We start from the raw sequence: 11,456 nt of genomic DNA, 5'->3' as shown, positions 1-11,456 counted from the left end.
ACCGGACGACCTCAACCGCATCCCGCGGAAAGGCGTCCCACAAGGGAGATGACCATGCCCATCAATGATCCATCATCACCGTTTGGCGATCAGCCGCCGATGCCGGCCCCCACATGGGCACCGGAGGTCCCGGTCGAAGAGCCGGAGCCGGACCTTCTGCCCGGCGAATTGCCGAACCCCAATCCGGACGAGACACGCGACCCGCCGGTGACAGAACCCGGCGTCGGAATCTGAGCAGAGGCCGCGCGGGCCTTAGCGCAGGCCCGCAACCCTTTCCCAGCCCTTCTTGCCGGCAACCCAATTCTGCCAATCGGACACCGAGCCGTAGAAGACGTTGAGGTCGATCTTGCCGTTGACGCCCTGGGAGAGGCCAGAGCCGGAATACTGCCAGAAGACCCACTTGCGATCCGGATAGATCTTGGAGGGATGGGCAGCGACCGAACGCAGCCAGAAGGGATAGTCCAGGAACTGACCACGGAGGTTGTCCTTGTAGAAATCCGGGGCCGTGTAGATCACGGGGCGCTTGCCGTAGTGACGCTCGAGGCGGTCCATAAAGACCTGCATCTTCTCACGGGCCTTTTCCGGAGACAGCCGGAAGCGGCAGCTGGATTCACCGTTGTATTCGACATCGATGACCGGCGGCAGCGCGTCGGGATCGCGCGGGACATTGCGGATGAACCAATCGGCCTGCTCGGAGGCGACGCGGCACCAGTAGAAGAAGTGATAGGCGCCGCGCTTCACGCCGGCTTCCTTCGCCCGCTTCCAGTTGGTGTGGAACATGGGATCCAGATGATCGCCACCATCGGTCGCCTTGATATAGGCGAAGTTGGCGCCCTGGCTGCGCAGCGTTGCCCAGTCGATATTGCCCTGCCAGCGGGATACGTCCACGCCGTGAACGGCATGGTGCTTCGGCTTGACCTTGCCGAAGTTCATCGGCTTGGCATCGCTGAAACGCTGGTTGTAGACCCGGTGGCGGCCTGCGGAACGGGCGGGCGACTGTTCCGGTGCGGCCAGCGGCGAAACCGGCGGCGCAAGCATGGCGACCGGACGCTGATCCGGCACCGGCATTCCCGCCGTCATCGTCGCGGATTCGAAGTGGGCCTGGTTTGACGTGTCACCAGCCCAGGCGAGCGCTTGTGGTTGTGCGCCTGCAGATGCCGCTGCGATCGACCCTGTCTGCTCGTTTACGGCGACGGCCGGGGTGGGCGCGGCAGCCGCGGCCTGGACCGGTTGTGCTGGACGGGATTGCAGCCCCAGAACTTCGATCGGATTGGTGCGCGCGCTACAGCCGGCGAGCACCAGACAGCCGAGAAGGAGCGAGGAGAGGACCTTGGAACGCATGGTACACGGACTCGAACACTTGGGCCGGGCGCATGCGAAGGCGGACACCCGGAGCTTCTGGGAATTGCTAACAAAGCTTTACCGGAGAAAGGTGAATGCAATCTTTACGGGGTGGAGCCGGGCCAAGATGGCGGCGGCCGTTCACGGATATGTGCGTTTGAGCTGCAATCCCGAGTGCGCGGCGTGGCGTAACGGTTGCAGTCACCCGATCAACAATCTTCGAGAGTCTTGCCCATGCTGCACAGGCGATCCTTTCTTCTGACCTCACTCATGGCGATCAGTGGCGGCACTCTCGTCGTCGCGGCCGAAGATCATTGGGAGGCCTTGCGGTCGGGCAACGCCTTCGTTCTCCTTCGCCACGCGATTGCACCGGGTACGGGCGATCCGCCGGGCATGCGGATCGGCGCCTGTGAGACACAGCGGAACCTGTCAGCTGAAGGACGCGAGCAGGCAGGGCGGATTGGCGACCTCTTCCGGGACAATGGTATCCGCGAGGCATCCGTCCAATCCAGCCAGTGGTGCCGGTGTCTCGATACGGCAGACCTGCTCGGCCTTGGGTCCGTCTCGCAGCAGCCGCTTCTCAATTCCTTCTTTGGCGAGCCGGAGAACGGCAGCGCCCAGACTGAGGCACTGAGGACATGGCTGACGTCCCGGCCGTCGGATCTTCCGCTGGTGCTCGTCACCCATCAGGTCAACATCACCGGCCTGACTTCCGTTGTCCCTCGGAGCGGGGAACTGGTCTTCGCCACGTTCGATGCGTCGGGTGCTGTGAGCGTTATCGGTCGACAGTCCGCCGGGGCATGACGGGGAAAAAAGGTCGCGGCGAAAAAAAGAACCGCCGGTGATGAAAAGCATTGCAACAAGCTTAGGTGCGGCGGCAATCCGGACTTGCCCCGGCGGACGCGGCCGGCAGGGTCCGGCGTTTGCATCATTCTCCAAAATCAAATCGGCGAGGAGTCTAAAATCTGCATCTTTCGAGTGCAGACGCGTTGTTTTCGTTCCCATGGGGGATGGACGCGGTGTAATCGCCGTCACGGCGGAGCCACGTGCGGCATGCTAGCTTCGCCCTGCAACCGGAGAGCGGTGGAGAATGGATGTTTCGCGGGCGCGGCTGGACGACCAGGCCTATGAGGATGCCATCCGCTATTGCGCCAACAGCATCCTTCCGATGCATTTCGGCGAAAAGCTGATCAACAAGATCTTCGGCCGCAATCTCCAGTCCCATGCCGCGGGCCTGCTCGCCGTGATGCATTGCGAGGCAGAGCTTGGCCTCGGCGAGCGACCGACACTGACCCGGATCCAGGCAGAGATGGGTCGCTCGCGCACCCTCTCAGGCTTCTTCGCGCTGCTGCGGTTCGCCCGCTTCATAGAGACGATCGATCATGCCGAAGACCGGCGCGCCAAAATGCTGACCGCGACCACCCCTGCTCGACGGGCTGAAGACCTGGCTTTCCCATCACATGACCTGCGCCGAAGTGGCGGGCCTTCTCCCGACGGGCAGCACCCACAGGCTCAAGACAGACGACGATTTCTCCCTGCGCTACATCGCAGCGGCGCGCTTGATGCTGGACAGGGTCAGGACGCATATCGCATCCCGCCGCGATGCATGGTCCTGGTTCGACAGTTTTGATTGCGGCGACCGGATCGCGCTTGCCTTGTTGCGTGCCCATTACGAATATCCCGGCGAGCAGGAGACGCGCTGGTTCCTGCTTGAGACGCGGCAACTGGCCGAGCGGCTCGGCATCTCGCATTCGCACCTGCGCAATGTGCTGAACGGGGCAGAGGGATGCGGCTTTATCCTGCAGGATCGTCGGAACCACCAGATGGGACTCACGCCGCAGATGCTGGATGATATCCGCGAATTTCATCTCGCCTTCTGGAGCTGGGTCGCCGAAAGCGCCGATCAGGCCGACAATCTCAGGCGATCCACCGCCTGACGGTTTTCAACTGCAGCCTCCGTCCGCAGACTTGCGGCCATGACGCGGCGCACAATAGGATGGCGAGAGCAACGAAAGCAGAGGGGATCAGATGGACGAAGCGCATGACACCAGCCAGCTTGAAATGGTGGTCCTGATGACACCCGACATGGCAAACTTTTCCGGCAAGGTGCATGGCGGCGCCCTTCTCAATCTCCTCGACCGCGTCGCCTATTCCTGTGCCTCGCGCTATTCGCAGCAATATGCGGTGACACTATCCGTCGACCAGGTCGTTTTCCGCCAGCCGATCCATGTCGGCGAACTCGTGACCTTCCGTGCCTCGATCAACCAGGCCGGGCGAACCTCGATGGAAATCGGCATTCGGGTCAAGGCCGAGAACATCCGGACCGGCGAGCGGCGCCACACCAATTCCTGCTATTTCACGATGGTCGCCGTGGATGCAGAGGGTCGGCCGACGGCTGTTCCCCGTTATGTACCGGAAAGCGAAGTCCGCAAGCGCCGGCAGCGGGCCGCTGAAACCCGGCGTGCGCTGCGCCTGGAATTCGAGGCGCGCTTCAAGGAAGCGAGCGAAACTGCCGAGGAAGCGCATCGGACCGGCTGAGCGGTGGTATCACCGCGTCGCTGTAGACGGCGATATTGGTATCGACGCTCGTCTAGATTCGCGAGAAGGCCGCCAGGACTGTGCGCTCGGATTGCAAGAGATAGGCTTCGAGCGCGACAGCCGCCGCCTTCGGGTCGCCCGCCTCTAGCTTTTCCAGAATGGCGGCGTTCATTTCTACATACGGCGCGTGCAGCAGTTCGGGCTCTTTGAGGAGGCCGAAGCTCAGGCGCAGTTCTGCTGCGATCTGGGCATAGAAACCGTTCAGCCGCTGGCTGTCGGCAAGGTCTACAATGGCCGCATGAAACTTCATGTTCTCGCTGCCGACAGCCGTCCAGTCGTTTTGCCTGGTCGCGGCGCGGGCTGCATCGACAGCCGAGCGCATACGGTGAACGGCTGGATGATTGGGGTAGGCATTGGCCAGCGCCTGGCCTTCGACCACGCGGCGCACACGGTATATGTCGATGATCGAGGCCATGCTTGGCGTCGCGACAAAAACGCCGCGGTTCGGCTCGTGTTGAAGCAGGCCTTCCTTGGTCAGAAGGCGAAATGCCTCGCGCAGCGAATTGCGGGACACCTCGAAGTCGGCACTGAGGGCGGCCTCCGACAGACGTTGACCCGGTTTCAGTTCGCCGCGGATCAGTCTGTCGCGGATTGCTTCCGCGAGGCGTGGTGCCAAGGCTGCCGTCGTGTCCGTCTCTGCCATCAGTTTCCCCAGTGACCGGATCGCCCGGCATGTTTTGCGGCCGATCACCGACACCTCGATCGGCTCACAGCTCCGCTGCCTTATCCTCCAGTTGCGAAATCGCAGCAAGACGGGAGCCAAATACGGCCAAAAATTGTCCCCCATTGTCTGAAAACTGCTGATCCGAGCATCAATCTGCTCAACATTGCGGCAACTAAGTAGAACGATCAAATAAAATCGTTGAACAATATTGACAGAATTGTGAAACCGGGAGACGCTACTCTCGCAGGTGAACAACAAGCTCCGCGCAAAGCCGGGGCCAGGTCAACCGAGAGGGAACCATGAAACAGACAACCACTACGGGCGATCAGGCCCCAACGGGCGGTATGTCCGCCAAGACGCGTCGCGGCGCTTTGATCGCTGCAATCTTCCTTATGGCGACCTCCGCCATCGGACCTGGCTTTATTACCCAGACCGCTACTTTCACGACGAAGCTGGGTTCTGCCTTTGCTTTCGCAATCCTCGCGTCCATCCTGATCGACTTCGTCGTGCAGCTGAACATCTGGCGGATCGTGACGCTGACCAAGATGCGCGCCTCCGACATCGCGAACGCGGCCATTCCCGGCACCGGCTACGTGCTGGCCATCCTGGTCATCGTTGGCGGGCTGTTCTTCAACATCGGCAATATCGGTGGCGCCGGTCTCGGCCTCAACGCGCTTCTCGGCCTCGACGCCAAGCTGGGCGGCTCGATCAGCGCGCTGATCGCGATCGGCATCTTCCTGTCACACCGCGCGGGTGTCGCGATCGATCGGCTGATCGTGGTCGCCGGCATCGCGATGATCATCCTGACGGTCTACGTGGCCTTCGTCTCGCAGCCGCCTGTGGGTGATGCGCTCTACCAGACCTTCCTGCCGTCCACGATCGATTTTGCCACGATCACCACGATCGTCGGCGGTACGGTCGGCGGCTACATCACCTATTCGGGCGCGCATCGCCTGCTCGACAAGGGCACTGTTGGCATCGAGAACCTCGGTGCCGTGAACCGCGCCGCTCTCTCCGGCATCGCCGTTACGGGCGTCATGCGCTACGTTCTCTTCCTCGCGATCCTCGGCGTTGTTGCGAGCGGCGTTGTCATCGACGTCTCCGGCAAGGGTGCAAACCCGGCAGCACAGGCCTTCCAGGCTGCGGCTGGCGATGTCGGTCTTCGCATCTTCGGTGCCGTACTCTGGTTTGCTGCGATCACCTCGGTCATCGGTGCGGCCTATACCTCGGTCTCGTTCGTCACCGTCTTCAAGCCTGACATCAGCGAGCGTGGCCGCAACATCGCAACGGTCATCTTCATCGCCGTCTCGCTGTTCTTCTACGTGATCATCACGACGCCGCCGGCGCAGATGCTGGTCTTCGTCGGTGGTCTGAACGGTCTCATCCTGCCGATCGGCCTGTCGATCTTCATCTATGCCGCCTGGGCACGTTCTGACCTGATGGGTGGCTATCGCTATCCGCGCTGGCTGCTGATCCTCGGCGCTCTGACTTGCGCGCTCACCTGGTACATGGGCTACAAGTCGATCGGGCCGATCTTCGCGCTGCTGACCGCGGCCTGAGAACGAGAAAAGGGAGGACGACATGACCGCCATCGATCTGAACAGCGACCTCGGCGAAAGCTATGGCGCCTGGGCCATGGGCGATGACGAAGCGATGCTCGCAATCGTCTCCAGCGCCAATGTCGCCTGCGGCTTCCATGCCGGCGATCCTGTCGGCATTCTGAAGACGGTAAAGGCTGCCGCGGAGCGCGGTGTTTCGATCGGGGCGCATGTCTCCTACCCGGATCGCGTCGGCTTCGGCCGGCGCGACATGGATGTCACTTCGGCGGAACTGACCGCCGACGTGATCTACCAGATCGGTGCGATCAAAGGTGTCGCAGCGGCAGCGGGCGTCACCGTCGGATACGTGAAGCCGCATGGGGCGCTCTACAACCGTATCGCCCATGACGCCAAACAGGGCCAGGCCGTCATCGACGCTATCAAGGCGATCGATCCTGACCTGGTTATGATGGGGCTCGCAGGTTCGCCAATTCTCGATCTCGCGCGCGCCTCAGGGCTCAAGGTGGTTGCTGAAGCATTCGCCGACCGTGCCTACACGCCTGCAGGTGCGCTCGTATCCCGGCGCGAAGCTGGCGCCGTGCTGCATGATGCCGGCCTCATCGCCAAGCGCATGCTGCAGCTCGCGCATGACGGCACGATCGAGGCGATCGATGGCTCGACCATTAAGATCGATGCGCAGTCCATCTGCGTGCATGGCGACAGCCCCGGCGCCGTGGCCATCGCGCAGGGAATCCGACAGGCCTTCGAAAAGGACGGCATCGCGGTGCGCTCGTTCCTCAATCGCTGACATCCGCAAGGAGAGACCTCGATGATCGATCTTGAAACCTTGCGCCATGTCGATACGACCGCCGCACGGACGGCCCGCGAACGCTATCGTGCGGGTGCCGTCGAGCCGACATCCGGCGTGGCACCGGGCTTTACCCAGGCGAACATGATCGTCTTGCCGCGCGACTGGGCCTTCGACTTCCTGCTTTATGCGCAGCGCAATCCGAAGGCCTGCCCGGTGCTCGATGTTTCCGATCCGGGCTCGCATGCGACCGTGCTTGCCAAGGGTGCCGACTTGCGCCGCGATGTGCCGCTCTACCGGATCTGGCGGGATGGCAAGCTCGCAGAGGAAGTAACCGATGCGACCGAAGCCTGGGCCGAACATCCTGACCTCGTCAGCTTCCTGATCGGCTGCAGCTTCACCTTCGAGACGCCGATGATGGAGGCGGGCATCGATATCCGCCACATCACCGACAAGTCGAACGTGCCGATGTACCTGACCAACCGCGCGTGCCGTCCGGCAGGCCGGCTGCATGGCAATCTCGTGGTTTCGATGCGCCCAATCCAAGCCTCTCGCGTGGCGGATGCGGCCACTATTTCGGGCCGCTTCCCGGCGGTTCATGGCGCGCCTGTTCATGTCGGCGCACCGGAAGAACTTGGAATTGCGGATCTCGGCAAACCCGAATTCGGCGATGCCGTACGGATCGAACCCGGCGAAGTGCCTGTCTTCTGGGCCTGCGGGGTAACGCCCCAGGCTGCCGTGATGGCGTCTAAAGTCCCGTTTGCCATCACCCATGCGCCCGGGCACATGTTCATCACCGACATTCCCGATTCCGCCTATCACGCCTGAGGCTTCGAATGCGCTTTCTCCCTGTCAGCCTGACCGTTCTGATCGTCGAATTGAAAGACCTCGACGAGACGCTTGCGCTCTTTGCCTCGCTGGAAGCCGATCCGGTTGACGGCGTTGTCGACATCGTGCCGGCCGCGCGCACGCTCATGATCCGTTTCCGTCCGGACATGCTGACGGCAGAAGCGCTTGCTGCGGCCATCGCCCATCGCGATCTCTCGGCCAAAATCCCGCCCTCGGACATGCTGGTCGAGATCCCCGTCACCTATGACGGTGAGGATCTGCATGATGTCGCTGAGCTGACAGGGCTATCCGTTGCAGAGGTGATCGAGCGCCATACGACGAGCGAATTCACGGTCGCCTTTTGCGGTTTCGCACCCGGCTTCGGCTATCTCGTCGGCGGTGATCCGGCGCTCCAGGTGCCGCGCCGGCAGAGCCCGCGCACGAAGATCCCGGCAGGATCTGTAGCGCTCGCAGGCGCCTTTTCCGGCGTCTATCCGCAGGCGAGCCCCGGCGGCTGGCAGATCATTGGCACCACGCCGGTGAAGATGTGGGACCTGACACGCGAGCCACCGGCCCTTTTCCAACCAGGCTATCGGGTGCGCTTCTTCGATCTGGCCAAGCGGGCACAGACCACGATTGCCGAGACTGCTCCGGCTACAATCGCGACCGCTGCGGTCGAGCATTCAGCATCAACCACCATCAGGGTCACGGCGGCGCCCATGCCGGCGCTGGTGCAGGACCTCGGCCGCTTCGGTCAGACGGGCCAGGGCGTCTCGTCCGCAGGCGCACTCGACCAGGGTGCGTTTCGGGCGGCCAACCGCATCGTCGGCAATCCGGTAGAGGCTGCCTGTCTGGAGATCACGCTCGGTGGATTTGCGTTCGAGGTATCAGGCCCCACTGTCATGGCACTGACTGGCGCACCCTGCCCGCTTACGATCCGTGACGTCAAAGGTCGCGTGATCGAGGCTGCGAGCTATCAGCCGGTCTCGCTGGAAACCGGCGACACCGTCACGCTTGGCTTTGCCCCCAAGGGTGCCCGCAGTTACCTCGCCTTCCGCGGCGGCCTAGACGTTGCACCGGTCCTCGGCAGCGCTTCGACCGACACGCTGGCGATCGTCGGTCCCGACCCGGTCGGCGTCGGTGCCGTGCTTGCCATCCGCACCGTTGATCGCAGCCTCTCACCCGTATCACTCGACGAGAGCCCTGCCTTCGACTGTCCGGCACCGGGCGAAGTCGTCACGCTCGACGTCGTGATGGGTCCGCGCAGCGACTGGTTCACCGAACGAGGCATCGAGACCCTGGCGAGCCAGGTCTATGATGTGACGCCACAGTCGAACCGGGTCGGCATCCGGCTTTCAGGGCCAGAACCACTCGAGCGCAAGGACAAGGCAGAGCTTCCCAGCGAGGGCACGGCCACCGGCGCGATTCAGGTTCCGCATAGCGGGCAACCGGTTCTGTTTCTGGCCGACCACCCGCTGACCGGCGGCTATCCCGTCATCGGCACGGTTGCCGAATATCATCTCGATCTCGCCGGGCAGATCCCGGTGAATGCCAAAATCCGCTTCCGACCCATCACGGACTTCGCCGAGATCACGCCCGCCAAGGCATGATCTCGCACCGAAGACGATGGCGCCCAAAAAGACAGTGAGGAGACCCCGATGAAGAAAGTGCTGATTGCCAATCGCGGCGAGATTGCCGTGCGCATCATCCGCGCCTGCCGCGACTACGGGCTCCAGTCCGTCGCCGTCTATGCCGATCCTGACATGGATGCGCTGTTCGTGACCTTGGCAGACGAGGCCTATGGTCTTGGCGGCAGCCGTCCGGCAGAGACCTATCTCGACATTCAGAAGCTCATCGACATCGCTCGCCGCTCCGGCGCGGATGCCGTGCACCCGGGTTACGGATTTCTCTCCGAACGGGCGGAATTCGCCCGTGCGGTGCAGGAGGCGGGCCTCACCTGGATCGGTCCGGACCCGCATGTGATCGAAGCACTCGGCGACAAGGTCGAGGCGCGGCGGATCGCGCTTTCCGTCGGCGCACCGTTGGTCGCCGGCAGTGAGGGGCCTGTCGAGACGGCCGAAGAGGTTGTGGCTTTTGCCAAGCAGTACGGGCTTCCCGTTGCGATCAAGGCTGCCCATGGCGGCGGCGGGCGTGGCCTCAAGGTCGCCTGGAAAATGGAAGAGGTGGCCGAGCTCTATCACTCGGCCGTCCGCGAGGCGGAGGCCGCCTTCGGGCGTGGTGAGTGTTTTCTCGAACGTTTCCTCGATCGGCCGCGCCACATCGAGGCGCAGGTTCTGGCCGACAAGCACGGCAATGTGCTGGTGCTCGGCACTCGTGACTGCTCGCTGCAGCGGCGCAACCAGAAGCTTGTCGAGGAGGCCCCCGCACCATTCCTCAGCGAAGTTCAGCGCCAGTCGATCCATGATGCGGCGCGGAAGATCTGCGCGGCTGCGGGTTACTCCGGTGCCGGAACGGTCGAGTTCCTGCTCGGCGTCGATGGCACTATCTCATTCCTTGAGGTGAATACCCGACTGCAGGTGGAGCACCCCGTGACCGAAGAGACGACCGGCATCGACCTCGTCGTCGAGCAGTTCCGGATTGCCGAGGGCAAAGCGCTCGAAGTCTTGGAGACCCCTGTCCCGCGTGGCCATTCGATCGAGTTCCGCATCAATGCCGAGGATCCCGGTCGCGGCTTCCTGCCGACGCCGGGTGCGATCACGCGCTTCGACCCGCCTTCGGGTCCAGGCGTGCGTCTGGACACGGGCGTTGTCAGTGGCTCAACCATTCCCGGGACCTTCGATTCTCTAATGGCAAAGCTCATCGTGACCGGGGCTACGCGCGAGCAGGCGCTCGCCCGTGCTCGACGGGCACTGGCCGAGTTCAAGATCGAAGGTGTGGCGACCGTTCTTCCCTTCCATCGCGCCGCGATGGAAACTAGCGACTTCACCGGTGAAGACGGGTTCCGCGTTCACACGCGCTGGATCGAGACGGACTTTGCCGAGACGCTGGCATCGGCTCCCCGACCGGAACCTGTATCGGACACGTCGCTGATCCGCACCCATGTGGAGATCGACGGCAAACGTCATGAACTGGGCATTCCGGCAGTCTTGCTGTCAGGGCTTGGCGGCCTTGCCGGTGCTGGTGGAAATGCGAGCGCACAGACCTCCGTAAAAGCCGAAGATGCCGACAGCATCACCGCGCCCATTTCCGGGACGCTGCAGGCCTTCAAAGTGGAGGACGGGACCGAGGTTCAGGCTGGAGATCTGATTGCCGTCATGGAAGCGATGAAGATGGAAACCCAGGTGACGGCTGCGCGCGCCGGACGTATCCGGTTCAAGGCCGAGGCCGGCGCCTATCTGCAGGCGGGCCACGAGATCGCGCGCTACGAGGGATAAGTCGAAGCGCCTCACCAGAAGCCCCCTAAATGACAAAAGGCCCGCCTAGGGCGGGCCAACTGTTCGGACATAGAAGGCTTAGGCCTTGTCGACGACGTTCTTCACGGCTTCTTTCGCCTCGCCCTTGGCCTGCTGGCCATGGCCCTTGGCTTCCTGGGCAGCGCCCTTGGCTTCCAAGCTGTGATTGTCGGTAGCGTCGCCAACGGCCTGCTTTGCCTTGCCGGCCAGTTCATTCGCCTTGCCGGAAATCTTGTCGGATGTGGAACCCATAATCGTTCTCCTTG

General features: G+C 62.8%; 13 protein-coding genes. 10 read left to right on the top strand and 3 right to left on the bottom strand.

The window, feature by feature from the left end:
* Window positions 1-54 precede the first annotated feature (54 nt).
* Entirely contained in the window at window positions 55-234 is a 180-nt protein-coding gene (locus C0V73_RS06070; RefSeq protein ID WP_143708311.1) for a hypothetical protein, read from the top strand.
* Window positions 235-252: 18 nt separating this feature from the next.
* Here C0V73_RS06070 and C0V73_RS06065 read toward each other — a convergent pair whose 3' ends face one another.
* The gene (locus C0V73_RS06065) at window positions 253-1,341 is read right to left on the bottom strand and encodes a GH25 family lysozyme (RefSeq protein ID WP_102019112.1); all 1,089 of its coding nucleotides are present in this window, start codon (window positions 1,339-1,341) and stop codon (window positions 253-255) included.
* 234 nt (window positions 1,342-1,575) lie between these two features.
* Here C0V73_RS06065 and C0V73_RS06060 point away from each other — a divergent pair, with 234 nt between their 5' ends.
* The 4 genes from C0V73_RS06060 to C0V73_RS06045 all read left to right on the top strand — a co-directional run bounded on the left by C0V73_RS06060 (window position 1,576) and on the right by C0V73_RS06045 (window position 3,879).
* Window positions 1,576-2,145 carry a histidine phosphatase family protein gene (locus tag C0V73_RS06060; RefSeq protein WP_102019111.1) on the top strand — a complete coding sequence of 190 codons (570 nt, stop codon included), beginning with the start codon at window positions 1,576-1,578 and terminating at the stop codon, window positions 2,143-2,145.
* Window positions 2,146-2,431: 286 nt separating this feature from the next.
* Complete coding sequence (locus C0V73_RS06055) at window positions 2,432-2,971, top strand: hypothetical protein (protein WP_102019110.1); 540 nt, start codon at window positions 2,432-2,434, stop codon at window positions 2,969-2,971.
* A 25-nt stretch (window positions 2,972-2,996) separates the two neighbouring features.
* On the top strand, window positions 2,997-3,278 hold the full coding sequence (locus tag C0V73_RS06050; RefSeq protein ID WP_102019109.1) for a hypothetical protein: 282 nt from the start codon (window positions 2,997-2,999) through the stop codon (window positions 3,276-3,278).
* A gap of 91 nt (window positions 3,279-3,369) precedes the next feature.
* Window positions 3,370-3,879 (top strand): acyl-CoA thioesterase, encoded by a 510-nt coding sequence (locus C0V73_RS06045; RefSeq protein ID WP_102019108.1) that lies wholly within the window; start codon window positions 3,370-3,372, stop codon window positions 3,877-3,879.
* Window positions 3,880-3,931: 52 nt separating this feature from the next.
* Here the strand turns inward: C0V73_RS06045 and C0V73_RS06040 are convergent, their stop codons facing one another.
* Window positions 3,932-4,582: a GntR family transcriptional regulator gene (locus tag C0V73_RS06040; RefSeq protein WP_102019107.1), complete on the bottom strand. Its 651-nt coding sequence runs from the start codon at window positions 4,580-4,582 to the stop codon at window positions 3,932-3,934.
* Between the two features lie 320 nt (window positions 4,583-4,902).
* Between C0V73_RS06040 and C0V73_RS06035 the strand changes: the two genes are divergently transcribed.
* Genes C0V73_RS06035 through C0V73_RS06015 form a run of 5 tightly spaced genes read left to right on the top strand, consistent with a single transcriptional unit; the run spans window position 4,903 to window position 11,172 of the window.
* Window positions 4,903-6,162 (top strand): NRAMP family divalent metal transporter, encoded by a 1,260-nt coding sequence (locus C0V73_RS06035; protein WP_102019106.1) that lies wholly within the window; start codon window positions 4,903-4,905, stop codon window positions 6,160-6,162.
* A 22-nt stretch (window positions 6,163-6,184) separates the two neighbouring features.
* Window positions 6,185-6,949 (top strand): 5-oxoprolinase subunit PxpA, encoded by a 765-nt coding sequence (locus tag C0V73_RS06030; protein ID WP_102019105.1) that lies wholly within the window; start codon window positions 6,185-6,187, stop codon window positions 6,947-6,949.
* Between the two features lie 21 nt (window positions 6,950-6,970).
* Window positions 6,971-7,777: a putative hydro-lyase gene (locus C0V73_RS06025; RefSeq protein ID WP_102019104.1), complete on the top strand. Its 807-nt coding sequence runs from the start codon at window positions 6,971-6,973 to the stop codon at window positions 7,775-7,777.
* A gap of 8 nt (window positions 7,778-7,785) precedes the next feature.
* Window positions 7,786-9,387: a 5-oxoprolinase/urea amidolyase family protein gene (locus C0V73_RS06020; protein ID WP_102019103.1), complete on the top strand. Its 1,602-nt coding sequence runs from the start codon at window positions 7,786-7,788 to the stop codon at window positions 9,385-9,387.
* A 48-nt stretch (window positions 9,388-9,435) separates the two neighbouring features.
* The gene (locus tag C0V73_RS06015) at window positions 9,436-11,172 is read left to right on the top strand and encodes a biotin carboxylase N-terminal domain-containing protein (RefSeq protein WP_102019102.1); all 1,737 of its coding nucleotides are present in this window, start codon (window positions 9,436-9,438) and stop codon (window positions 11,170-11,172) included.
* Window positions 11,173-11,250: 78 nt separating this feature from the next.
* Here the strand turns inward: C0V73_RS06015 and C0V73_RS06010 are convergent, their stop codons facing one another.
* A complete protein-coding gene (locus tag C0V73_RS06010) occupies window positions 11,251-11,442 on the bottom strand; it encodes a CsbD family protein (RefSeq protein ID WP_102019101.1) in 192 nt (63 codons plus the stop codon).
* Between the last annotated feature and the right edge of the window lie 14 nt (window positions 11,443-11,456).

This window comes from Rhizobium sp. TH135, assembly GCF_002855515.1.
Lineage (GTDB): Bacteria > Pseudomonadota > Alphaproteobacteria > Rhizobiales > Rhizobiaceae > Allorhizobium.
This window is presented reverse-complemented; position numbering and strand designations above follow the sequence as displayed.